This window comes from Mediterraneibacter sp. HA8405 (assembly GCF_056148955.1).
Map to the genome: position 1 here is coordinate 3,107,728 of NZ_CM148758.1, position 26,208 is coordinate 3,133,935.

Below are 26,208 nucleotides of genomic sequence, written 5' to 3' on the forward strand. Positions count from 1 at the left end.
TAGTTGCGTCAGCGAGGCGATAACAGCCATTGCAAGCTCCATTCTCGCCAGATACCGTCTTTAGGCAAAGTAATCGAATATCGAGTGGATCAACCATCCGAAAGGATGGTTCACTTCACCGGAAAAGTGGTTCGCATCGTTGGCAAAGTGCAGTTGCCGACCGGTACAGCCAACCGGCAAGGCGGTACTCTTGTTTCGGCAGAGTGGTACAGTTAGACCGTACAGATGGTACTAATTCACCGTTATTTACAAGCATAAATATGCTTAATAAATATTGAACGCTTTTTGATGTCTGCAGGTTATCATCAAAAGGATTTTTCTCCGGGAAAACATCTTTCCAGAACGCCTGATCACTAAGTCGTGTATAATCGTTATGTATGTTCTCACAGATATAAGAGCCATTTTCTATGAAGTTATTCAAATACTCCGCCATAGATTTACCAGATAAATGTATAGGCGCATTATTATACTCCCTCAATAACGCTGCCAGAGATTTGGAAAAATTGTTTGTAAACATCACTTTTGACATAACTGAATACTGCTCCGAATTATTCCTGCTGCGCCTTCTATGTACCTTTCTTCTGATATAGCGGATATGCTGCTGTACATTTATTTCTTATAAATCAGGCCCCGTGGGATGCGGCAGTATGCCCCGGTCCCATAAACAGACATATAGATTTTCATATATTCCTTTTTATCCGGACTCAAAAGACTATATATATCAACAGGCCCTGCTATACCTTCTATTTCCAAAGAACCGATACGTTGAAACTCTATTCTGCTCCCATCAGCTGCAGCAAGATGTGATAAATATCCCTCATCGCTTCCGAAGCCATTCACAAATACCGGCTTTTCCGGAACCAGTCCATAATCGGGATCATTTATGTATAAATTCTCAATACTTTTATTTTTTTCTGCATTTTGCGCAACATTGCTCTCAAACAAATTCATCATATCAACAATCTGTTTCAGCTCCGGTTCATATGAATACACGATAGCCAGTGAATTATCCACACATTTGTTAACAATCTCCGGCTGCACGGATAAAAATTTGCGGTATAATTCATTTTTTATTACTTCCGGTTTCAAAAACAGAGGCGTCATGCTTGTATGACAACGTATCCATGTCTGGAAATATATCTGAAAACATAATTCAATTTTATCCGGTTCAAGACTGCCAAATACCGACTTCGAAATCATCTGCAAAATGTTGCCGGCATTTTTTATATCGCCATAAAATATCCTGTTTCTGTATTCCGCACTTACACTCGAATAAATATTATTTATTGTCTGGCTAACGGATGTCTTTTTCTTTTGACCAAACAGTCTTGCAAAAAAACTATCCTTTTGCGGTTTCGGCTCCGCCTTCGGGCGCAGCTGTCCGGGAAAAAGTTCCTTTGTTTCCCCTAAGTCCCCCGATGTACTGTTGCTTTTTACCTCCGGCGCCAAAAATGTTTTTTTCACATAAATCCACGGATAAAGCTGTGTAAGCAACGCCTCACACTTCTCCAGGCCCTCAATATTTCCTGTCGGTATAATGAATTCAAGGGTCACCGGAGAAGGCAGGATCAAATTATAAGATCCATCCAGCTTCTCTAATCTGTTCAGTACCGAAAACATTGTACAGAACAGGAGCTTGTGTATATGCTGTGAAAAAGTTACCGAAATCACAGGGCTGCTCATAGAAGGGTTAAACTCATTTAAACCGATATCCGCGAGTATATACATCACTCTTTCTTTATCCGCTTCCGACATTGCCAGAAATACTTCACGCGTAATCGGAACATTCCCCCGATTAATCATCATACAATTTTCTTCGGCTTCCTGAAAAGCTCTTTTCTCAAATTCTGATAAAAGACTGGCAGCTGCCGGATTCTGAATAACCTTATTATAAACAAGCTCTATCTCATCATAACACCCTGAGCACCAACTGATTTTTCTTCCCATAGTTCTTTTACAGTCCTTGCTTTCTCTTTCCGGCAATATAGATCCTATCCCCATCTACATCCTGCCTGTACTTCTGATAATGCCGCTGAAACGGATTATGATAATGAAATACCGCTGTTCCCAGTGCAATCACAGAAACCAGATTACCTGCCGCCCGCCAGAAGAAATCCTGATGGTCCATCATCCGGATGTTCTCATCCCAACCTATACTTCTGACCTTGTCCGTCCTTGCCACATACAGATTCGGAACTTTCCCCATAACAAAATGATTGCCGTCAATCTGTGTCATATGAGGAATACGAAGTGGTTGCGGAGCGCCTTTCATACTGAATGATGTAAACCTGCTCACCTCTTTATCCGGATTCATACAGCGGATCGCTGTCAGTGTACAGAAGCCGACCAGATCTACTTCCGGATGCATTTCAAGAAATTTCACCTGAGCCCCCAGACACGTCTTCACTGTCAGAAGTTCGTCGTCGTCCATCCGCATTATATATGGCGTCTCGACTTTCTCAAGCGCACGGTTCAGGCCGAAACTTAGTCCGCTGTTAAAGGGAAGCTGAATCACCTGCAATGAATCATCCTGCAGATCAAGCGGTTTTGAGCTGTCATCGGCAATAATAACACGAACTCCCGGATAATAGGATTGAATATTTCTGTACAGTCGCTTTGCCATTTTCTGACGTTCGAATGATTTAAAAATTATTGTTACATTCTCACGGACTAAATCTATTTCAGACTGATCAGGTTTCTTCCAGCCCTGTCGCTCCCATTTCTTAGTAAAATGACGATATTCCACATTGGAAACAAGTCGAAATACATTTACAGCGATAGGAGACAATGGACCATATATAACTTTCTTTAATGCGTTCTTAATCATGCTTCTCATTATAAGTATCCTCGTTTAAAATATTCTCCCCAGCTTCCTCTTAATTCTTTGTAGTAATCCTGATTTCTGTACGCTTTCCTGTGGGAAATATTTTTTCACTAAATCCTCAAAATTATCTGCTGTAATCTGCTCGAGAAATTCATCTCTGCCAGAATGAGCTGGGGATGAATTCACCAAACTTCCATTCTCTTTATATGCATCTTCAATGTCTACTTTTAAACAGTCCACCTTGTCACTTAACTGTTCCAGTATCTCCCGTCCTTTTTGAGTATGAACAAATACAACGCTTGTCCCCTTATTGTCATCAAATTCTGGATGCTGATTCCATATTCCCCAATAATCCCCCAAAGTAAAATCAGTACAACGTTCTACTCCCTTCATCTTACAGTCACTGCAGGAAGAGCACAGACAAATATTACCAACAAATGCCTTCATGAATAAATCGTGACCATTTCCTATTTGACTGATCTTTCCATCACCATAGTCGAATTCTGTAGAATACCCATAATGACTCCAGCCGCTTGCTTTGGAGCGCATATTAATTCTAAGTGGGCGTATTCCTTCATTTTCTTTTTGAGAGCGATAATCTACATATGCGTGCCAGACTTTAGGGGATGGTACGCCATGACAAATTATATCCACAGTAATCAGATTCTCATATGGCTTTCCAAGGAATGATTTTAATCCTGCACACTGGCATGGGGTTCCGGAAAATAGAACCATACGCCCACACGCTAATTCTCTTTTCACTTCGATATAAGATGTGCTGATTACACTTTGTGCATATTTCGCTCCTTGGAGTAATGAAAGATCCTTTCTTTCACAAACTTTGATGTGGCGAACTGAAAAATCAGAATCATACGCTGCCCCAAAGATAACCCCTTCTCTGTCCAGCACATATTCTGCAAAAAGCGGAAAAATGCCTCCCGATGTACTCTTCACCCGTTCATTCTGACTTCTATTCTTCATTGCATAAGCAACTGTCTGTGTACTAATTTCAGGAATATGTATAACAGGACAAACTTTTTCGCACTGCCCACAGTTAATGCATGAGGACTGATCTATCTCCGGCATCAGAAACCCTGCTTCTGATTTCTTCATCATTATACATTTTGCAGGACATATATTTGCACAGGCGTGACATCCTGTACAGTCCAAAGGTATTTGAAACATTTACTTTTCCTTCCTCGAAATTATAAGTTTTTCTTCATAAAACACTTCGCCATGACTCCAGAGATATCTAATTTTCCGGATATATCTGAATTTTCAATTTTGATAAGATAAAACACCCCAGAAACAAAAGAAGATTGCACTGTTTCTTAGCCATACATAATGGTACTTTATACTTTAATGGCGCATTCTTTAACTTCAACTTTTTATATGCATTTACAATCGAACGCGTCTTCGCATAATCCACAAACATCTTGTAATGTTTTATAATACTTTTCAAGGAACAATTAGAAAGCATGACCGCCATCTGGATTTTACTCAAAATCAGCGATCCCTGATACTCATTTGAAAGATCTCCTGTTACCTCAATTAATCTTTTATTCTGAATATCTCTATTTTCTTCCATAGCTTTTTTGGACATATAAAAATGTTCCGATGTATTTTGTGTTAACGAGCCCTTCCGCCAAATATAATGATAATATTTTGTATCGCTAATTTGTATATTATCTGCATATGCAAAATATTCCCAGTTAAACAGAAGGTCTTCTCCCGTTTGAACATCTTCATTAAACCTAATATTATTTGAATCGATTATTCTTTTTGAATAAACAGCTCTCCAGACCGAAGGAAATTCCTGATTTTTCTGCAAGCCTTCTCCTTCAAACCATTTATAAAGTTTTTGGTACGAAATGCCCAGAAAAGATGGAAGAATACGTTCTACAATCTCCCTTCTATCATAACTTCCAGCAGCAAATATAGGATTTACTCCATATTCGCCATTCCAGTCTTCTCTTGTATACCCACACCATATAGTAGTCATTGCTTCTGAGTTTAAGAGGCAATTGTACTTATCTAATAATGAATTAAGTATATCCGCTTCTATATAGTCATCCCCATCAACAAAAATCAAAAAATCTCCGGAAGCGCTCTGAATTCCTTTATTCCTTGCACTTGATATGCCACCATTTTCTTTATGTATTGCAATAATACGTGAATCGATTTTTTTGTATTTACAAAAAATAGCATAACTATTATCTGTAGACCCATCATCTACACAGATAATTTCAGCAATGTAAGGACTTGTCTTCAATAAACTCTGCAAACATTTTTCCAAATACTGTCCTATATTATAAGCAGTAACGATAATACTTACTTTCACTTTTCACTACCTTCTTAAATATATAACTTTTTTTATCCTCTTTTTCAATTCAGTTGGAATATAACTGGATGTTCAGAGACTATATTTTCTGTAATCACTATATTTTTATTATAAATATTATACTTACCTTTCAGTAAAACTCGATTCTAGATTTTCTATAATTTTCTTTGAATCTGAAATGTAGATATCTATTAATTTTTCAGGGATATTGCCTCAGTCCAATAAAATATAATATTTCTTTGATTTTTTTCTTTAAAACCGCCTTGAGATTCTCTGGAGTTGTATACTTTTTTAGAAATTTGGAGAAATCCATTTTTTTGTAATCTTCCCAGAACTTCTCTCTTCTGGGGGAAACACTGCTCGGTTCAATAAGCATTGGTTGAAGGCAATTCTCAATTTCACACTCAAACCATTGAAAATATTTTTGTGCCTGATCAAATAATCTCAATCCTTTTTCTGTACTCACAAGAACAAGGGAAACTCCTTTATTATCGTTAAATGAAGCATCATTTTTTTCAATACCCCAGAAATCAGCTAAAGTCAAATCGCCCGGTCGATATATGCTTGCAAAATAACAATTATGGCAGGATGGTCTGAACATAATATGTTGACAAAACAAATCCGTATAATCCTTACGGACTATTTTTCTCTTTTTATCTTTTAGAACAAAAGACTCAAAATGAGTATTCCAACCAAATTCTTTATCTCTAAAATTTGCCTCTAAAATTTCCTTCCCATATTTATTGCTTATGTAAGACACATAGTCTTTCCAAATTGCTGGACTTGGAACACCATGACAGACCAGATCACAGCAATATAATTTTGAATCATCAATATGCAATGTAGATAAATAAGAATGTAATCCTGCGACTTGACAAGGTGTCCCAGAAAATAGAACTTCTTTTCCTACATTCAGATCTTGAGCAACCTGAGGGAAAATATCAATCGTACTACTCTGAACATACTTTGCCTTTTTCATTAAATCCCTTTGCTTTTCATTTAAAGCCCTGCAATGCCTCACTGAGAAATCTGTTTGCATACCAGCACCATATATAACACCAGAATGACTTAAAATAACATCCGAAAAAGCAATAAAAGCTGCTCCTGACCTGCTACTCATTCGTACCTTATCATCTATATGTTTCACGGCAAATGCTTTAGGTGGTGCTAATAATTTATCCACAGGATTAAAACCACAACTATGAATACATTTGCCACAGGAAACACACAAATTTATATTCACTTTAGGGTATAAAAAACCTTCTTCATCCGAGATCATTTCAATGGCGTGAGTTGGGCAAATATCAGCGCAGGCTGAACAACCACAACATTCTTTCTTTTCTTTTTTTTCAACAGTAATATCTTTATCTTTCATTTTTCTTATATACATATTTTTTAAGTAATTAGTCGAAAAGATTCTTTCTTAGAAACTCTTTTGATGATTGTATCATCTTTTCTTTTTTTTGTTCAACACATTCCCAATCTATTGATTCATCAATATTATTTTTAACACTGATAATGCGATTATCCAGCCCGCATTGCAAAAGAACATTTTCTAATCTTGCATTATAATTGCTATGGCCAAACACTAAAAATGACTTATGAAAAATAATACTAAATGCAGTTGCATGGAAGGAATTTGTAACCACATATTCTGCATGATGAATATAACCCAAAAATTCTGCCGGACCCGCAGAAGCATCAATATAAAAGTCTGGATCATCATGCGCCTTGCGAAGCTTTATTTCAACCACCTTAAGTTTTTTCTTTTTGGATAAATTTTTAACAAATAAATTTAATTTGCTGTTTCGTTCTGTATCATAAACCAAAATATATCGGCTTATTTTCGGCCTAATTTCAATTTTTTCCCATTGATCAGAATCCAATAGGAAAACTGGATCTGCTGTAACAGATACTTCTTTGTTGCACAAAGATTGTATGTATGCAACTGCAGACTTTTCTCGAACTGAAATTGCATCTATAAATTGAAGCAAATTTCTCATTTCCGCATCATATGTTTGAGATAATTTACTTCCTCCCATACTTGCCGCATATGAAATCACCTTATGCTTACAGCTATTATTAAATGCTCCAAAATACGCTTTACGGAGTCCGAAAGTAATTTCAGGATTCCAAATCTGATCGCTTCCAACAATGTATACATCAAAATCTAGCGTTTCCAATCTCTTTATACTTCGGATTCTTCTTTTATCTTCAATGAGATACTGTTTTCGAAATCTATCCATATTACTTTTTTGCCGGATGAAATCCCCCTTCATCTGTAAGTTATGCTTTATTCCCGTCAGTGTCCATATAAATCGCTCCTTTTTTGATTTAAAGGGATAATATGGTATAAACCAGTGTCGCCCAACTAAATAAAAAGGTGAATATGGAACAATTTCTACCTCTGTATTAAATTTTTTCACAAAGTTTTTTAATCCATATGCCTGAAGCATTGCTCCATAATTATCTGAACAGTAAAATGTCAAAATTCCTATCTTCATATATCTTTTTCTCCCATTTTTCGCTTTCTTTTAATATCTTTTTCCCATACAAGCAGACTTGGGTCTTCTATGATACGTAATAGTCGATAAAGAAGCGGAATATTGTAAAGTAAAGTATAAAATACAAGCATCTTTATATCTAAACACTTTTTTAGATACGGTTTTATCTGTTTGAATTGTCTATTAGAAATAGTCAATAATTTCTTTTTATCATCTTTATTTCTTCCAATAGACTGATAATAAGCGTAATAAAGGATAATTTTCATGCACCTCTTTATTATTTCCTTTTTCGCTTCGATCGAATCAAACAATACAATATTATCTATAAGCCATCCGCTAACATAAATCATATCTGCATACGGAACCGTATGAATAACGGATGTATCACGCATATAATAATAATACAATTTTAATTCTACTATTGATACAGAAATATCTGGATAAGTACACATTACCAGAATATTAAATAATGTATCTTCTCCCATAACAATTCCTTCCTGCGGAAGGTTATTTCCAATTACCTCTCGTGTATATAATCTTCCCCATATATAACTACGAATATAAGAGTCCTCCATACATTCATGAAGTGAATTTGATACTTTATATTCTATATTTTGATTATCGACAACATCTATACAAGCCATAGATAAATCAGTACATGTTTGATACTGACAAATGACAATTTGTGATCCACTCCTTTTTTGTATATTCACAAGAATACTAAAATATTGAGGATGAATCCAATCATCTGCGTCAATCATTGCAATATATTCTCCACAAGAGCTCAATAAACCTACTTTACGTGCAGATGCCGCCCCACCATTCTCTTTATGGATAACTCGAATTCTACTGTCCATTTCTTCATATTTTTTACATATTTTGTAACTATTATCTGTACTGCCATCATCTACAATTATAATTTCAAGATTTTTATATGACTGATTTATAATACTGTCCAAGCACCGTGATAGATACTCTGACACATTATATACAGGTATAATAACTGATACCAACCCTTTTTTTAATTTTCTATTCACATTCATATCACAAAATCTCCTCACCACTAGGATACATATAGCGTATATCCTCTATCCTATTTATGTAGGATATTCGGTCTAGGGCATTTTCAGCTCCCGTTTAAACGCTTCAGGAATAGATATCAATGCCATACTTAGCACATATATTAATTTTTGCTCGGCGCACTAAACATCAAAAAGTACGCCTGATGTACTCCCCATGTCCGTCCAAATATCTACCTCTTTAATTTTCTTAGTAATTGCAATACTGGTTTTCGGAAAATATCTTTCTCATACTCATTCAATATAAATTTATACATCAACAATGCATAAACACAGCTATATATTATTATAGCGACTAAAAACGTCCTCCAATTTGTAATAAAAACGTAATGATTTACTATTAAACCACATATCATCATAGCTGCAGGAATAACAGACATTTTTCCTATATTTTTCCAAAACAACGGGATATCAATCCCTGTTACTTTGTAATAATAGATATTCATTATCACTCCTTGTCCTGCCAAGTAAGAAATACAGGAACAGAGTGCCGCACCTATAATGCCCATATATGGAACAGATAAATATGTGGAGATAACATTTACAATAGCAATTATTAAGTATACAATCGAACGGAATTGATGTTTATTTTGAGCAACGACAATACTTAATCCTGTATTTTGTATTAAAGGAATACATAAGGGAAACATCGTTAAAATAGTAACCCAATATGCCTCTATATAATCTGGCCCAGCCCACAGGGAAATAAATGCCTGACCAAACACACAAAATCCTGATGCAATAATAGCTACTATAATAAACTGTACTCTACCAACTCGTATAAACAGTTCCGTCAGTTGTTTCTTCGAAACATCTTTAACAACCATTCCAGTAATTTTAGGTGTTAATACTCCAGAAATTGATGTGGAAAAATTCATTATCATACTATTAAAAGAACTTCCCACATTATATACTGCAACCGCTGAACTACTTGCAAGCATACCTAAAATAACCTTATCTGTAGACCAAAATAGCATATCTACAATAGAGCCAATAAAAATAAATGCCGAAAAACCTATTAATTCTTTTATTAGCTTTTTAGGTAATAATGAAAAACGAGGTCTTAAATGCAAGCTTTTAAAGCAATAACCCGCATACAATGGCAGCATAATACATTGAACGATAGTCGCTGCTACAGACATTCCTACCGAAGCATACCCAAGATACAAGGCTATAATATTGGCAATAGGAACACCCACAGTTGACAACATATCCACCAATTTACGATAAATATATCTTTCATGTGCCGTTATCACCGATGAAAACACACTAACAGGAAAAGAAAGCGCTGAATTTACTGTCATTATCAGTACTAGTATTTTCATCTTTGATTGTTCAGCATCCGTCAGCCCTCGGTGAAATATAGCTTCCACATTGTTAGATAAAATCACTCCCCCAGCCAGCACCAAGATTGCCAAACCGCAGTATAACAGAATAAAAAAACCAAATACTTTTTCTTCTGCTTCCTTATTTCCCTCTGCATTGTATTTAGCAATATATCGAATTATTGTACTTCCAAAGCCAAAGCTTAGTAAGGATAGATATGCTACTGCTGAATGGGCCAGAGAATAGAGTCCATACTCTGCTTGTCCAAGCATATCCAACATAATAGGAGTATATATAAATGGTATCAAGGAACTGATTGCCAAATTAATGTATGATATAACTACACCAGCACGTAACTGACTTTTCAAAACGGATATTCCTCCTTGCTACTTTTTTCTTATAGATTCTAATAGTAATCCTGCTTTGGCTGCTCTTGTTATATGCTGAGGAATAACTCTCTGAAGATGATCGCGTACGCTTTTTTCATTTTCTAACAGCCATATAAATCCATTAGCCAATGCATTTGCATCAGAAATGTTTTGTACCGGAATAACATAGTGTTCTTCTGTCCCGAAAATATCTCTGGCTATTCCTCTTGATTTTACGGAATACCCTAAAACAAGTGTCGGTACTGAGTTAGAATATGCAGCTATAGTAGCATGAGTTCTCGCCCCTATAAACATTCTGCATCTTGCTATAAACCCTTTTAACTCCATGCAATTATGATCATTAAGAAAAAGAATCCGCCCCGTATCTTTAAATTTATCATATAATAGCTTTAAAATTTCTCTATCATCGTTTTGTTTCCAAACAACATGTGGAATTAAGGCAACTGCACAATCAGTAGATTTAAATATTCTCAGTATCAATCGCTCATATGCTTCTAAAATAAGTCTGCCATTACTTGAACTGCTTATTATAAGCGGGCTCGCATTAATTCCAATCATATTTCCGTTCACCCAACCTGCAGGAAGTGGCAAATCTATTCTGTCAAGAGCGAAGGCAGGATCTGAAACCAAATATGTATTCTTATTTATCTTCTTCAAGGCCTCGTATGAAATAGATTCTCTCGCCGTAATCAAATCAAATCCTGCAATATCTTCTCTTATTACACGATCATTCAACAAATCTGGTTCGACACTGCATCCCCAGAGCACTGTATGACATTGCTTTTTACGCAAATTATAATTTCTTGCTGCCAAAACATCCGTTCCCGCATAACAATAATTATCTCCTCCAACAGATAAGAAAATATCCCCTTTTGATATTTGATCATAGAATTTTTTATATCTGTATTTTATAGCAAGATTAATTTTCCCGGTCAACTTAGTTTGAAGAGACGAGAAAAACCATTCCTTACTTCCTCGTAAAATGGATTGGGGAATATCTGCTTTCAATTCACATATTTGATCCAGTCCATATTTAGTATCTTGTTCAATGTTATTAGAATATACTCTGGTTTTTCCCTCTAACATCTTTATTGTAGAACGAATAATCGCCTCGCAACCGTGGTTTTCACTCCCACCATGCAAATACATATTAAGCATTCTTTTTCTCCTATAATTAAAATCCTATTTTCATATAGTTTCTTATCCTACAGACAGCTTTTTGCTTAAGTCCAAATGCAGCAATCCAAATTCTCTGTTTTGGTGTAATCTTTGATTTATTTTCAATCGGATATTTCTGAATAATATCTTTTATATACTTAAACTCTTTTTGTATCTCCGCTTTATCGTTTTCCAACAATACAATTTGCCCTTGATAAATGCATTTCATCCAAAGATGAACAAGACTTTCGCTTTCCAACTCCGGAAAATACTTTACAATGTACTCCTGTTTTTCAACTGCCGCCTTTAAAGCCTCTATTTTTTTCGCCGCATTTATCTTATGCATAATGGAATCTGCCTGTTGGCGATATGCATACAATTTCTTATCTGAATGAATTAATTTTTTGGCATTTCCAATCACTTTATATGTCCAAAATTCATCATCTATCTGTGTTCCAACCGGAAATCTTATTTCACCAATAACCTCTTTCCTATACAATTTATTCCAGATAATCTGTTTGAAAATCTGATCTTTAACATTGAAAGCCAAAGCATCTTTTGCTGTACATTCAATGAACGAATCCTCAGCCTCAAATTTATCAAATACAGCATTATCTTTTTGTACCGTTAAGTAATCACACTCAGCTATATCATAGCCATCTTTTAATTGCTGTTCCAAATACTCAAACATATATTCAGAAATATAGTCATCACTATCTACAAAGGCTATATATTCACCATTTGCATGATTGAGCCCCCAATTTCTTGCCTGACCCCCACCGGAATTCTTTATATGGAAGACCTGAATTCTATAATCTTTGGCAGCCCATAAATCACAGATTTGAGGACTACTGTCATAAGATCCGTCATCAACTAAAATTATTTCCAAGTTGTTATAAGTTTGCTGCGTAATAGAAAATATACATTTTTCTAAATATTTTTCGACATTATATACAGGCACAATAACACTAATAAGCTTTTGTTTCATTTTTCACCTCTGCGAAACATATGACGGATAGGTCCTGTTTTTTCAATTATAAAATATCTTACCGCACCATATGTATGTTGAATTCGCTTTTTATTAATAAATCGCTTTTTTCTCAAATACCTTTCTGATGCTTCTTTGGAAAATTTCAAGAATTGATTTGGTGTACATAATATCCTCTTGTCAAGTATATCAAAATTACAATTTATAGTTCGTTTCTGAAAGTGAGCGTATGCACATTCTTGTTGTATAATCTCCCCTTTTTTCAAAGCCAGCATATAAACCCTACCCCCATTCCAAAGAATAAGCAACGGTCTCCTGACAATTTTACTCTTACAACTCGGTTCACCTTTTTGATCTACTGTACTCACAACCTGACAGAAGTTATCATCATACGGATATATGTCACAAAATTCATTCCAATAAAATACTTTTTTATCATACGCTTGAAAAATTGCGTTAATATTCACTTCTCCCCACTCGTCAAAAATCCAAATCCGATCTGTAGAAAATACTTCTTTGTAATCGGCTCGGTTATAAAGAGTTCGCATAAACAAAGTATTAATTTCCGTTTGATTTTTATATAACGACAAATGCCCTAAATGACCAATTTTATCATATTCCCCAATTACATTATCCGGAAGAAATCTTTTAAGATTTCCAAAAATCATATCAACATCACAGTATCCCCAATATTCATATCCCTCTAAATATTCTTGAAACAAATAACCATACGCTGGCTTATAGTCACATAATTTGTATGGCGCCTTTAATGCAATATCAAAATCAAATTTATTTTGAATTATCAATTTAAGTTTTTCAAATGTGATTTGACGCACATGAACATTCTCAGGTATGAAATATGGATTCTCTGAAATCTCATTATCTGTAAATATAAGCCAGTCAAATTCTGGATTATATGAACATGACTTTAAAAAGAAAGGAAAATAGTTAGGAAATTTTCCAAAATAAGGTATAACTATTGCAACCCTCATTTTTTTTCTCTCCCATGCTTCAAGCGATAAAATATTTTTGAAATAACCATACACCATAACGGTGCACCAATATATTGAGCAACTTGTCGTAAACAGCACACATTGTTAACATCGCAAAAAAAGGAATAGTATTCCTTTAATCTCTTAAAAAAACCATAATCGAATATTTCCATCATTTCTTTTCTCCACAAGCCGAATCCTTGTGGATTTGAAACCAATATCTTTTGTATTCCGCTTGTAAGTCCTATTTCTTGATGCTCCCATAAATATACAATATCATTGTAACATCTGATTTTATATCCAGCTGCGGCCATTCTATTCCACACCACTGCTTCCGTTATAAATTTTTCTCCTTCAAATTCAGGATATTTAAATTTTCTATGTATGTCTGTATAAAATACCCACGGGCGATCATGCCCAATGAACATTCCACTTTCTGGATAACGGTTTAAAAATGTAGCGTCAATATATGGACCTTCGAATAAAGGATTAGTAGGATTCCCTTCCATATCACCATCACTCCCTGCGAAACCACAATAACTTCCATCTCTGGGTAGCGAATTTTCCCATTTGTCAATTTTTTCTAATGCATCTTCCGTAAGCAAATCATCTGAATCAACTGTAAAAAACAACTCACCTCGAGCCAAATCTAATGCTCTATTAATTTCTTTTTGTTTTCCGACATTATCAAATCGATAATAGCGGATTTCAAAATCATTATTATCTAATTTCCAATTTTCAAATAATCTTTTCGTATTGTCTGTAGAGCCATCATCAATAACCAGCCATTCAAAATCATTAAATGACTGAATTCGCAACGATTGATATAGTTGCCCTATTATATATGCTCTATTATAGGTAGGTGTAAAAACTGTAATTCGCATCTCACTAAATACTTCCCATTAATTTTCTACTTATGTATAAGCCTATGACCATTTAGGTTTCTTAATATGAGCATAAAAATCATGCAAATGGCAATATAAGTGGGGACACCAATGTATCAATTTGGATGATAAAATAACACTCCGGCTTCCAATGTTTCTATTTAAAACCTGCTGCCATATCTCTTTTGCTATATCTCTTGTCTGATTTTTATACCCGTATCTTTTGTAACAAAACCGGAAATACAAAATCATCATTTGAACATAACGTGTTCTTGCTGTTCCAGCAATTTTACTGTTTTCTAAATGCTGAAGCATATATTTACTTACTGTACAAACATCAACTAACTTTTTCTCATTTTCTATAGTAAAACAGGTAGAACTACTGTGAACAACATAATTATACTTTGCTTTATCTATATATACTATTTTCTCGCTCCGAACAAAAGCATTAAAATTAAAAAGTACGTCTTCATTGATTTTCAAATTTTCATCAAACCAAAGTCCTTCAATCACTTTTTTACTAAATAATTTTGTCCATAGCGCATTACCAAATAAACTACCCTCTATCAAATATTTTAATGCCTCTTCTGTCTCTAGGACATATTCTTGTCCAGAATCTGCCGAATATGCTTCTTGTCCGTTTTCAATTCGTCGATATCCGCACTGGACAATTTCTGCCTTTGTTTTTTCCTGAAGCATCATCAATATAGAATACATATCTTTATCTATAAAATCATCCGCATCTACGAAAGAATACCAATCTCCAACTGCATTCTCAATCCCCCTGTTTCTGGCAGATGACACTCCACCGTTCTCTTTATGAATCACTTTAACTCTTGTATCTTGATTTGCATACTGGTCGCATACTTTGCCGCTTCCATCTGTAGAACCATCATCAACTAAAATCAGTTCTAGATTAGTATAGGTTTGCTGTAAGACACTTCTTATACATATTTCTATATACTTTTCACAATTATACACTGGAACTATAACGCTTATTAATTCTTTCATTTTAAGAGCCAAACCTTTCAAATCCCGTTATATCTAATCTCTCAATTCTATACTGGTGGTAATTTTTTATATTCATCACTTTTTGTATACTTCCAACCACTTTTGTAACCATTTCTCTTTACCAAAAACTCATTCCACGTGATTCCCTTTCGAAGTAAATCATATATATCAAACATAAACAGCCACATCAAATAATAATGGACACAGACTCTAGCCCACCCTTTTTGGAAAACATTTCTCTGTTTACAATATATGAATCTATGCCAAAACACCACTCTATTAAATCCAGTTGAAAACATTACCGGCAGACGATTGTTCTTTTTAGATGTTCCCGCGTCAAGATGAATATATTCTGCATTCGGAACCGTCATTGTTTTAATTCCACGTAGACAGCCTTTATAAAACATAGTCTGGTCATCCATAGCAGAATAACCATGTTTATCTAGCCAGATTTCTTCATCTATATTTATACTTTTTAGAGCCTCAACTTCTCCAAAAAAACAGGTCCACGGACCCGACTGTGTCTCATAATATTTCGCATACTTCATTTTCAAATTACGATTATAAGAATATCCAGAAGATCTCAAAACAGAAATATATCTATCTCTATGGAACAAAGTTGGAGAAGCATTTGCCATAATTAATGATAAAAATGAGTTTATTCCTCTTTTAGGTAAAAATGAATAAAGGGGGCCGATCGACAGTTTGCATATTCCTTTTTTTATAGGATTGTATAGTTTCTGGACAAAATCAACATCAAACTCCACATCATCATCACATACAAGCGCATACTTAGTTAAACACTTATTAATACCTGTTGTTCGTTGAATTATCATTCCCTTAGGAGAAAAATAGTATGTCTCCCACCCAAGCTTTTCTTCCGGCAAGTCATATCCCTCTGGTAAAACCACAATAATTTCTTTAGGTGGTGGTATAAGATTAGATACAGAATTTAATAAATTCTGATACTTCTCATGTGCATTACCTGTAGTTCTAATCACAACAGAATAATCAATTATTTCCATTATTGTCCCCTTTACTTAGCCATTTATCGAACATATGGTGAAACATCATAATTTCCCCCATCAGCCTCATTAAACCACTTCACAAAATTAAAGTAATGTTCATACTCTCTTGAATCATTCCAAAACGAGCGCGTAAGAATATTTCCGACCTCACCCTCATTCTTATACTTTTCTATTTGTACGGTATACGGAATATCAACATATTCATTAGCAGTAAACACAACAAGCCCTTTAACATCCAATAATCTTAACTTTAATATTTCATCCGGTGTCAAGCCATCGCGTTCTTCCAGAAATACAAATATATTATCTTTCTGTATTCTTTTTGCCCGCTCTTTCCATTTTGTAACAGCCTCCTGCTTTGAATGATAATGAGTAAAATGAATAATAATATCTCCTAAATATGCACACGGGCACTCATATTCCGGATGATCAAAAAACTCAAATTCCTGTCTTAAATAATAGTCTATATTTAGAACAAACTTTACAAAGTCCGGCTGTGTCATCATAAGGTTTACCGTGGGCGACATAAATTTCAATCCCAGATCATGATACAAAATTCCACCAATACAATTAGGACACAAAAAAGTTGCATCTTGATTATGCAACTTTTTCCTCATGGAATATCTTCTTGCATAGGCGAATAAGTTGTATTTCCCCCATAACTTTTTTGCTAAGTCAATTATTTTCATATTTCTCTTCTAACGGCAATATCGTATGCCGCTTTAGCCTTTCCTGAATCCAATCATATTTAATCGTGCTGCTTTACTAAATTTTCAAACAAAGACTCTGTTGCTTCAACTGTACTTTGTGTATTAAAAATTTCTCCTCGCTTCTTTGCCTGCTCTTTATAATAATAAAGTAATTCTTTGTTTTCTATGAGCGTTCTTAGTTTAGTATAGAAATCGTTCTCTTCATTTTTCGTAACGATACCATACTCATTATTACTGCCAAGCATTTCTTTCATCCCTGACACTTCCATAGTACATACAGGTACACCTATGATAAGGGCCTCTGTAGCAGCTGTACTGAATCCTTCGGCATATGAAGTGCAAACGAATACATCACACTGCTTGACATACTTATATGGATTTTTTTTATAGCCAAGAAACGTCACAGTTGAGGCGATGTTTTCATTTTCAATATATGACTTTAATATTGGTTGTTCCTCTCCCTCGCCAAGAATATATGTGTGGACCGGATACCCATCTCTTAATAATCTTTTATGTACACGAAGAAGACGATCAAATCCTTTTGATTTTTTTAGAGTACCAATACCGCAAAGTTTAATCTCATCTTTTGAGAAAAAAATATCTTTCACCTCTTCATTGGATAGATAGCGGATTTTATCACTTTCTACTGTATTATATAAAACCACAGCATTTTTCACAGGCACTATAGAACAAAAATCATTTTTTACATATTCTGAAACACATACTGTCTGATCAAAACGGAAATAACATTTTTTCATCTCCTCTATACTTCTAAAACAGTGTGCTGCTTTCTGCTGAGTATGCTGTTCTACATGGATCCATGAAATCAATTTTGTCCCATTAGCAGGACACCCGCTGATAATTCTGGCAGTTTGTCCTTCCAGATATGAAACTGCCACATCATATGAGCCTTTTATAAGCCACTTATAAAGAAACGATGGCGAACATAATTTCAATATTTGCGAAACCCCTTTGACGGATTTGCTGAAACAAGCTTTATAAGTAATGTGTTCTGAAAGAAATTCTTTATTTACCCCTTCATCATACAACGTCATCAAGGTAATTTGAAATTTCTTCTTGTCCATATGATTAACCAAATTCACCAGAACTTTTTCAGCTCCTCCATGTCCTAAATTCGGTATCAGAAACAAAATCTTTATCATCTATGCTATCCTCATTTACTTACTTACTCAGTCTCTTTTTATGAAAAGCATCGTATAATGCGTCTGGTATTACTATTTTTATCATCTCAACAACTGCGTTTTTTACCGCGTATATATACATCCACTTTGGAATATGTACCATTTTAAATCCGACAAATGTAGCATATATTCCATTAAGTCTTGCCTGCGGTGTTCTTCTATGTAGCGCATTTCTGTCATCACGCATTTTATATAACGCTTCCTGAATATTATATCCTTTATATCCTTTAGCATAGAATTTATACCACAGATGATAATCTTCTACTCTTAAAAGTCGTTTATCTTCTGTATATCCTTTCACGTCTAAAAAAGCAGACCGTCGGATCATACATGGTGCATGGCAAAACATCGGGACATGAGTCGGGAAGTCTTTTACCTGTGGATATTCCAGAGTCTTAATACATCCCCAGTCTCCCTCTTCATCAAACGTGGTCATATGTGTACTTACAATGGCATATTCCGGATGACGATTTAAGAAATCTGCTTCCTTTTGAAAACGAGTCGGATCGCATAAATCATCCCCATCCATTCTGGCCACATATTCTCCGGTTGCTATTTTAAGACATCTGTTTAATGTAGCGTTTAATCCCTTATTTTCGCTGTTCTTTATAACCATGAACCTTTCCGGATCAGCTTTTTCATATTCTTTCGCAATCTCATAGGAATTATCCTGAGATCCATCATCGCAGATAATAAATTCCCAATTTGGATATGTCTGTTCTATGATAGAATCTATAGCTTCATTCAAGGTAGACGCACAGTTATATATTCCCATTAATATTGAAATTTTCTTTGAAGTATCCATTTTATCTTCCTCTGATTTTTTGTATGGCAATGAGCATAATCAAAATGATAAATGTATTTTTCCACTTTGCTGCTCTAAAAAATACTTTCCAATGAATCGGCATATATTGAATTTTTAATGACTTTATAGCGGCAATATAGCTCCTCTGAGAAATGATCTCTTTTATTTTTGCCATTTTCATTCCCACTGAACAATCATTGGTCATTTCATTAATTCCTCGTGGTATCAGACTTAAAGAAATACGGTTGCGTAAAGCCTCCTGATATTTTTCATTCAGCTCATTTTGCTCAATGTATTTATCCATAATATGAAAAAGAGTATCCCATTGTCGACCTAAATTGGCATTATATGCTCCAGTGATAGAGTTCACATTTGTTCTGCGGTAATGGTAAAAATATTGATTCAAAAAAATGGCTTTCTGAACGTATTTCAAATACTCCAGATTAAAAAGTCCATCTTCGTAAGTACCTATTTTACGAATATCATAAAATCTGATATGATTAGCAGAAATTATAGATTTACAATATAACTTTCCCCATACAGTGCAGAGTGCATCTGCATTTTCTGGATGAGTCAATTCATCCTCCACAATTCCGATCATTCTCCTATGGAGTTTCTCCTGAACTTTTTTACCCTCAAAAATAATATCACAATCAAAAATCTGCTTTTTAGAGCTCTCAGTTTCTCTTTCTCGTATATATGACCACATCACTAAATCTGCGGTTTCTTCAGTGATCTTCTTCAATGCTACTTCACAAGTAGATATATCTATCCAATCATCACTGTCTACAAAGAGGATATAATCTCCGTGAGCCACATCTAGACCAACATTCCTCGCTAATGATACGCCTTCATTTGCTTTTTGTATTACTTTTATTCTGTGATCCTTTTTTTCATATTCCTGTAAAATTCTCAACGAATCATCAGATGAATTATCATCAACACATATAATTTCAATATTTTCATATGTTTGAGATATAATACTGTCCAAACACTTTTTCAAATATAATTCAGAATTATATACAGGCACTATTATAGAAATCATATTACTCATATTAACCTCGGCAACTTACCAGGTGTATCCCCAGGAAACCACCATCTGATAATAACAATAAACTGCGTAGAAACCAATCATCGCTATCTTTAGTATTAAAGCTGATCGCTTAGTAAATAAGTTATCCAATTCCCATGGAAGGAGAATATAATTGTATAACGAAAAATAAATAGGCAGTCTGCCTATATATATACCACTGGTAAACATTGAAACAATATATATACCCATAGAGATTATCGACATATTAATACTCAGATTAATAATCGGGCTGTCCATCTTCTCTATTTGTTTACGTCCTATTAAAGCCAGCACCGGCGGCACGCTGTATACCAATACTCTCAGTAGATTGGTTCCGTCATCATACTGAAACTGTTCCGTCACATCATCGTACTGCGTATTCGCCAATAATGTTTCCAATACATCTGTAAATCGATCTATAAAAAGGATAATTACAATAACCGCTGCAAGAAAAAACATTGTCTTCTTATTCCATGGTTTCCCCTGAACAATAAAAACACAGGGAATCAGGAGCAGCGCTGACAAATGTACCGTTGATAAAATCAATATAATAATAATCAACGGAATATATTTCTTTTTCAGAATCAATCCCATACATGCAAACAAAATTGCTGCCGGAATAAACTGCCTCATTCCATTGAACAGCCACTGATATACATCTGTGGATATCACAAAAAGAAAAATACTCAGCGCAAAACTATACGAATACTTCTGGTAAGCGAATGTCACACACAGCATACAAAGCGCTGCAATAATTATAAAATAAATTACATCCCTGTTTCCGATAAAAGCTTTCAGGAACACATTGAGAACAGCAAAACCCTTATCCTGTCCATCCCCAGCTATAATCTGAGGAATGGAAGATAATGAAGAGGACACGCTTAAAAACCCCTGCCGATACGCTGTCGTATCCGCTACGTCCCCTCGTGTTCCCGCCCAATATATAATCGGCAGCACCATAACAACAGCCGCAAGCTTTCCATATCTTCTTTCTTTATATCCATTCACAGTTACATACTGATACTGGCCGTTCATTGCATATACTGCCGATACCACTGCAATCCAGATCAAGATTGTCCAAATGTTTAACATATTCCACCCACTATTTCATCGAAGAATTCCTTCATTTTCTGCAATACAGCGTTCTGTCCGTAATGCTTGATTATTTCAAGATTACGCTTTTCCATTTTATCCCGCTGCTCAGGGTTCTTTATCATCTTAGATATTGCTTCCGCCAGTTGTTTGGAATCCTGCGCTTTCACAAGATATCCGCCACGATTATTCTGTATCAGATCCTCGTTTCCCCGGATCCTGGATGCAACAATCGGAAGTCCGCTTGCCATCGCCTCCATTAATGCTACAGGAAGCCCCTCCTGCAGCGACGGAAACACAAATATATCTGCCATTTTATGAAGTTCTGCAATATCCTTGCGAAATCCTAGCAGCTTCACTCTTTCCCTGACACCAAGTTCTTCTGCTCTTGCACGGAGCCGGGCTTTCATCGGTCCGTCTCCGCATACCACATAAAGAATATCATATTCTTTAAGGCATGCCAATGCTTCTATCACGGCCATGTGGTTTTTACGTTTCGTTAACTCTCCCACAGACATAAGAATAATTTTTCTCTCGGGAATACCGAGCTTATTTCTGATCTCCTGTCGTGTAGGTTCTTTTTTCTGAAATTTGTCAAGGTCGATTCCGACTCCCGGGATCAGTATAGTTTTCCCTGCATGGAACTTCTGTGCTCTTCGATAGTCTTCCTGATTAATTGTAATTAATCCGTCTGTGAACCGTGAAAGGAACTTTTCTGCCGGATAATAAATCATCCAGTTCAGAAGCGGAGCACCATTGTAAAAATGGAAACCATGTGCCATATAGATGACCTTTGTTCCCTTCTTTCTGGCGGAAATACCGGCCAGTCTGGCAAGCATCGCTCCTACCGGCGTATGACAGTATATCAAATCAAACTGTTCTTTTTCTACAATCTTCCTGAGCATTCTATATGCTTTTACATTTCCCGGTTTTAAGGGATTTCTCTCGAAGGGGATATCAATATAGTGATCACAGTGTGGGATCACGCAGTCTTTTGGATTATCAAAATCGTTCCTTGAACAGACCCATGTCTCCCACCCCTGTTCCTGAAACATTTTCAGACAGGGAATATGGAATACATTTACATGAATTTTTACTACCGTAGCCACTAAAAGCACTTTTCGTTTTTTCATCTGAGCCTCCAAACATCTCCCGGACATGATCTATCTTTCCGTCTTCCGGATTGTCTCTGCAAAATCTCCTGCCACACTGCACTGGTCCTCACTGCAGTCATAAATCAGGCTTCCAAACACTTTTGCTCTATACGGAAGGAACGGTATTCTGACAAAGAGGTTTAATCCCTTTATCAATCTGACTTTTTTCCCATGTTCCAGCGCAATACGGCAAACCATATCTGCGGTACATACGTATTCTTTATTCTGCGGGAAAAAGAGTCCTGAGTTTTCTTCCCGAATCAGTTTTTCTATAAAGCCGCAAAGATTATCAATATATATCATGCTCCTTCTGTTTTTCCAGGCAGGAAATACCGGCGTTAGAAGGGCCAGCTTTCGCAGTGTCTGATAGTTTCCCTTACACCCGTTTCCATATACCATCGGCGGACGAAGAATACATACTTTAAATTTATCTGACCGCAATTTCTCAAACCGCAGATCTGCCTGGTACTTGGACTTTCCATAGTGTGTGTTCGGAGCCGGTTTTGTCTCCTTTGTAATGCGGCCTTCGTTTTTCCCATAGACACTCATCGTACTAAGAACAATGAACTGCCCGACGCCGGACTTTTTCGCGTTAACAGCAGTTTTCACTGCATAATCTCTGTTTATCTCATAATATAGATGCGCATTCTCTTTTGTCTCTTTCTGATGGGCAATACCGGCCACATGGACAACCACATCGCATCCGGACATATCAATATTTTCCGGAGATATCTGTCTTGTGTTTATCCCAAGCACGTTATATTCCTTTTTCTGAAGCCATTTTTTCAGATTTGTGCCGATGTAGCCATCGACTCCGGTTATCATCACCGTTTTCATCGAAATTCCTCCGTCTGCTGTCTGTCAGCTCGACAATACAGAAAATAATACTTTAATTTCACTGATTTTTGTCTGTTTCTTCTTTCTCCAGACTTCCCGTTCCGCCTTCTACAACCCCGTCGCTGGTTGCCACCACGGCAATCGTTCTGATCAGACTGTACAGATCCACCACCGGGCCTACATACTGCGTATAGATCCCGTCATATCTCGCTTTCACATCAATCGGCAGTTCATCCCGCCCCATAACCTGGGCCAGCCCCGTAATTCCCGGGCGTACAAAATTAGCGCCGTACTTATCACGCTCTGCCATCAGGTCTTCCTGATTATACAGCGCAGGGCGCGGTCCCACAAGGTTCATATCCCCTTTCAGAACGTTAAACAGCTGAGGCAGCTCATCCAGCGAAGTCTTCCTTAAAAAATGTCCTGCCTTTGTAATAAAAGCATCCGGATTTTCGAGCATATGTGTCGGCATATCTTTCGGTGTATCCGTGTACATGGTCCGGAACTTATAAATTGTAAAATATCTGTATGTTCCGTCTGCCTCAGACCTGGCAACACGTTTCTGACGGAAGAGCACAGGGAAACCGCTGTCTGCAATAATCCAGATACATAAAATCAAAAATACCGGAGAAAGAATAATAACGCCAAGCAGAGCGCAGAAAAAACTTACTGCTCGCTGTTCTTTCATATATGTTTTCTGAAACGATGAAAATACCGGATAATACAGACTGCTGTTCTTTTTTACTTTTCTCTTCATTTCTCAGTTTCCTTTTCCCTCTACTCTGTTTTATTCTTATACTCCGGTACAATCTTCTTTATCTCTGTCCGGATATCCTTATACTCATCATATGCCAGCCTGATCAGCCCATCGATCTTACGGCTCACCTCTGCCACATCAATCTCACCCATCTGTGCCACAAAGATTCTGTCGTTCTCTGTCTCCACCAGGTTGTCTTCATCGATCAGCAGCTCCTCATACAACTTTTCTCCGGGCCTCAGCCCTGTAAACTCGATCTTGATATCCTGTCCCGGAACATGTCCCGACAGGCGGATCATCTTTTTCGCCAGATCCAGTATCTTCACCGGTTCTCCCATATCCAGAATAAAGATCTCCCCGCCCTTTGCGTAGGCTCCGCACTGAAGCACCAGATTCACAGCTTCCGGAATGGTCATAAAATAACGGATAATATCCGGATGGGTAACCGTTACCGGTCCTCCGTTTTTAATCTGCTGCCGGAAAACAGGAATCACACTTCCGTTGCTGCCCAGTACGTTTCCGAAGCGCACCGCCGCATATTCGGTTGGGGATATCTGAGAAAAGATCTGTATGATCATCTCACAGAGCCTCTTGGACGCCCCCATTACATTTGTCGGACGCACTGCCTTATCTGTGGAGATCAGCACCATCTTTTTCACATGGTACTTATTCGCGGCGCTGGCCACATTATATGTACCAAGCACATTATTCTTTATTGCTTCATCCGGACTGTCTTCCATCAGCGGAACATGTTTATGCGCCGCCGCATGGTATACAATATCCGGGTGATATGTCTCAAATATATCCTCTATACGCTTCTTATCCCGCACAGATGCGATCAGCGTTTCCAGATTCAGTTCCGGATGTTTTTTCTTCAGTTCAAGCTGTATATTATAGGCATTGTTCTCATAAATATCGACGATAACCAGCTGTTTCGGATCATGCAGCGCTACCTGACGGCAGATCTCGCATCCGATAGAGCCGCCTCCTCCGGTAACAAGGATTACCTTGCCGGTAATATAATTACCGATAGACTCCATCCGCAGGTCCACCGGTTCTCGCCCCAGCAGATCTTCAATGCTTACGTCCCGCAGCATAGACACGTCCACTTCCTGATTCACCATCTGGTAAATACCGGGAAGCATTTTGATTTTGCAGGCCGTCTCCTGACAGATTTCAAGCAGTTCCCTTCTTTTTTCCTCTTTCAGGGTGGGGATTGCTATGATAATTTCTTCAATATTATATTTTTTCGCCATGGCAGGTATGTCTTTCTGACCGCCCACAATGGGAATACCCTGCAGATATGTACCGATCTTCTGCTTGTCGTCATCGATAATGCACGGAACCTTCCGGTTGAGATGCTTGCTGTTTTTCATTTCCCGGACCAGCATATATCCTGCCGCTCCTGCTCCCACAACCATAGTTACAACAGGCTTGGACTGCCAGATTACTTCCCTGTTGTGGTATGCTATTCTGATAAAGCGATAGGAAAACCGCGGCACAATAATGCAGAATGACAGCAGCATTATATACAGAAATATGTAACTTCTCGGCACCGGATATTTAAATAGTTTCATACCGCAGTACTGTAAGAAAGACGACAGCAAAATCGCAATGATGGCATTTTTCAGCTCCTCCAGACTTGCGAAACGCCACAAGCTTGTATACAGACGGCAGAATGCATTTATAATAACCGTGCATACTACATTGATCCACATATAATCCCGCACAGACTCCCAGAATACCGGTTCGATGTTGGCAAAACTGAAATCAAACCGCATCCATAAGGCGCCTGTCATGCTGGCTATAATCAGGATGATATCAAGCAAAAAAAGAGCCGCACCTTTAATGACGGCTTCTCTGTTTCTGTAAAATCTCTGAATACTAAATCCCATAATAATCCCTCTGTTGCTCTCAAATTATTACAATTATGACTGATATTCAACGTATCTTATATTATAACACAAACCAGGGGCCGTAAAGATGAAATATATGCTAATTCCTTGAATTTTGTCATAATTTGCCATTTTTTTGTAATAATCCGAAAATTGTCCG

Annotated in this window: 24 protein-coding genes; all 24 read right to left on the minus strand. The window is 36.7% G+C overall.

Annotated elements, in window-relative coordinates; genetic code table 11:
• Positions 1–115 precede the first annotated feature (115 nt).
• The 24 genes from AC0QUU_RS14620 to AC0QUU_RS14735 all read right to left on the minus strand — a co-directional run bounded on the left by AC0QUU_RS14620 (position 116) and on the right by AC0QUU_RS14735 (position 26,048).
• On the minus strand, positions 116–529 hold the full coding sequence (locus AC0QUU_RS14620; protein WP_474543620.1) for a hypothetical protein: 414 nt from the start codon (positions 527–529) through the stop codon (positions 116–118).
• A gap of 80 nt (positions 530–609) precedes the next feature.
• Positions 610–1,947 (minus strand): hypothetical protein, encoded by a 1,338-nt coding sequence (locus AC0QUU_RS14625; RefSeq protein WP_474543622.1) that lies wholly within the window; start codon positions 1,945–1,947, stop codon positions 610–612.
• A 7-nt stretch (positions 1,948–1,954) separates the two neighbouring features.
• Complete coding sequence (locus AC0QUU_RS14630; protein WP_474543624.1) at positions 1,955–2,836, minus strand: glycosyltransferase; 882 nt, start codon at positions 2,834–2,836, stop codon at positions 1,955–1,957.
• A gap of 15 nt (positions 2,837–2,851) precedes the next feature.
• Complete coding sequence (locus tag AC0QUU_RS14635; RefSeq protein ID WP_474543625.1) at positions 2,852–4,009, minus strand: Coenzyme F420 hydrogenase/dehydrogenase, beta subunit C-terminal domain; 1,158 nt, start codon at positions 4,007–4,009, stop codon at positions 2,852–2,854.
• Positions 4,010–4,076: 67 nt separating this feature from the next.
• Positions 4,077–5,165 (minus strand): glycosyltransferase, encoded by a 1,089-nt coding sequence (locus AC0QUU_RS14640; RefSeq protein WP_474543627.1) that lies wholly within the window; start codon positions 5,163–5,165, stop codon positions 4,077–4,079.
• Between the two features lie 199 nt (positions 5,166–5,364).
• Entirely contained in the window at positions 5,365–6,540 is a 1,176-nt protein-coding gene (locus tag AC0QUU_RS14645) for a Coenzyme F420 hydrogenase/dehydrogenase, beta subunit C-terminal domain (protein WP_474543628.1), read from the minus strand.
• 28 nt (positions 6,541–6,568) lie between these two features.
• Positions 6,569–7,669 carry a polysaccharide pyruvyl transferase family protein gene (locus tag AC0QUU_RS14650; protein WP_474543630.1) on the minus strand — a complete coding sequence of 367 codons (1,101 nt, stop codon included), beginning with the start codon at positions 7,667–7,669 and terminating at the stop codon, positions 6,569–6,571.
• Positions 7,666–8,712 (minus strand): glycosyltransferase family 2 protein, encoded by a 1,047-nt coding sequence (locus AC0QUU_RS14655; RefSeq protein ID WP_474543632.1) that lies wholly within the window; start codon positions 8,710–8,712, stop codon positions 7,666–7,668. The genes AC0QUU_RS14650 and AC0QUU_RS14655 overlap by 4 nt, the downstream gene beginning before the upstream one ends.
• A 209-nt stretch (positions 8,713–8,921) precedes the next feature.
• Positions 8,922–10,442 carry an oligosaccharide flippase family protein gene (locus AC0QUU_RS14660; RefSeq protein WP_474543634.1) on the minus strand — a complete coding sequence of 507 codons (1,521 nt, stop codon included), beginning with the start codon at positions 10,440–10,442 and terminating at the stop codon, positions 8,922–8,924.
• Positions 10,443–10,460: 18 nt separating this feature from the next.
• Complete coding sequence (locus AC0QUU_RS14665) at positions 10,461–11,621, minus strand: polysaccharide pyruvyl transferase family protein (protein WP_474543636.1); 1,161 nt, start codon at positions 11,619–11,621, stop codon at positions 10,461–10,463.
• Between the two features lie 16 nt (positions 11,622–11,637).
• The gene (locus AC0QUU_RS14670; RefSeq protein WP_474543638.1) at positions 11,638–12,609 is read right to left on the minus strand and encodes a glycosyltransferase; all 972 of its coding nucleotides are present in this window, start codon (positions 12,607–12,609) and stop codon (positions 11,638–11,640) included.
• A complete protein-coding gene (locus AC0QUU_RS14675; RefSeq protein ID WP_474543640.1) occupies positions 12,606–13,601 on the minus strand; it encodes a DUF6625 family protein in 996 nt (331 codons plus the stop codon). The genes AC0QUU_RS14670 and AC0QUU_RS14675 overlap by 4 nt, the downstream gene beginning before the upstream one ends.
• Complete coding sequence (locus tag AC0QUU_RS14680) at positions 13,598–14,485, minus strand: glycosyltransferase family 2 protein (RefSeq protein WP_474543642.1); 888 nt, start codon at positions 14,483–14,485, stop codon at positions 13,598–13,600. Before AC0QUU_RS14680 ends, AC0QUU_RS14675 begins: the two co-directional genes overlap by 4 nt.
• Before the next feature lie 42 nt (positions 14,486–14,527).
• Entirely contained in the window at positions 14,528–15,496 is a 969-nt protein-coding gene (locus tag AC0QUU_RS14685) for a glycosyltransferase family 2 protein (protein ID WP_474543643.1), read from the minus strand.
• A 47-nt stretch (positions 15,497–15,543) separates the two neighbouring features.
• Entirely contained in the window at positions 15,544–16,521 is a 978-nt protein-coding gene (locus AC0QUU_RS14690) for a glycosyltransferase (RefSeq protein ID WP_474543645.1), read from the minus strand.
• A gap of 23 nt (positions 16,522–16,544) precedes the next feature.
• A complete protein-coding gene (locus AC0QUU_RS14695; RefSeq protein ID WP_474543647.1) occupies positions 16,545–17,213 on the minus strand; it encodes a DUF1919 domain-containing protein in 669 nt (222 codons plus the stop codon).
• A 59-nt stretch (positions 17,214–17,272) separates the two neighbouring features.
• Positions 17,273–18,397 carry a glycosyltransferase gene (locus AC0QUU_RS14700; RefSeq protein WP_474543649.1) on the minus strand — a complete coding sequence of 375 codons (1,125 nt, stop codon included), beginning with the start codon at positions 18,395–18,397 and terminating at the stop codon, positions 17,273–17,275.
• Positions 18,398–18,416: 19 nt separating this feature from the next.
• The gene (locus tag AC0QUU_RS14705) at positions 18,417–19,241 is read right to left on the minus strand and encodes a glycosyltransferase (RefSeq protein WP_474543651.1); all 825 of its coding nucleotides are present in this window, start codon (positions 19,239–19,241) and stop codon (positions 18,417–18,419) included.
• Position 19,242: 1 nt separating this feature from the next.
• Positions 19,243–20,295: a glycosyltransferase gene (locus tag AC0QUU_RS14710; protein WP_474543653.1), complete on the minus strand. Its 1,053-nt coding sequence runs from the start codon at positions 20,293–20,295 to the stop codon at positions 19,243–19,245.
• Positions 20,296–20,310: 15 nt separating this feature from the next.
• Positions 20,311–21,405: an EpsG family protein gene (locus tag AC0QUU_RS14715; protein WP_474543655.1), complete on the minus strand. Its 1,095-nt coding sequence runs from the start codon at positions 21,403–21,405 to the stop codon at positions 20,311–20,313.
• On the minus strand, positions 21,399–22,538 hold the full coding sequence (locus AC0QUU_RS14720) for a glycosyltransferase family 4 protein (protein ID WP_474543657.1): 1,140 nt from the start codon (positions 22,536–22,538) through the stop codon (positions 21,399–21,401). The genes AC0QUU_RS14715 and AC0QUU_RS14720 overlap by 7 nt, the downstream gene beginning before the upstream one ends.
• 30 nt (positions 22,539–22,568) lie before the next feature.
• Positions 22,569–23,396: an NAD-dependent epimerase/dehydratase family protein gene (locus tag AC0QUU_RS14725; protein WP_474543659.1), complete on the minus strand. Its 828-nt coding sequence runs from the start codon at positions 23,394–23,396 to the stop codon at positions 22,569–22,571.
• Positions 23,397–23,454: 58 nt separating this feature from the next.
• Positions 23,455–24,153, minus strand: coding sequence for a sugar transferase (locus AC0QUU_RS14730; RefSeq protein ID WP_474543661.1), 699 nt, complete (start codon positions 24,151–24,153; stop codon positions 23,455–23,457).
• Positions 24,154–24,173: 20 nt separating this feature from the next.
• Complete coding sequence (locus AC0QUU_RS14735) at positions 24,174–26,048, minus strand: polysaccharide biosynthesis protein (RefSeq protein WP_474543663.1); 1,875 nt, start codon at positions 26,046–26,048, stop codon at positions 24,174–24,176.
• Positions 26,049–26,208 lie beyond the last annotated feature (160 nt).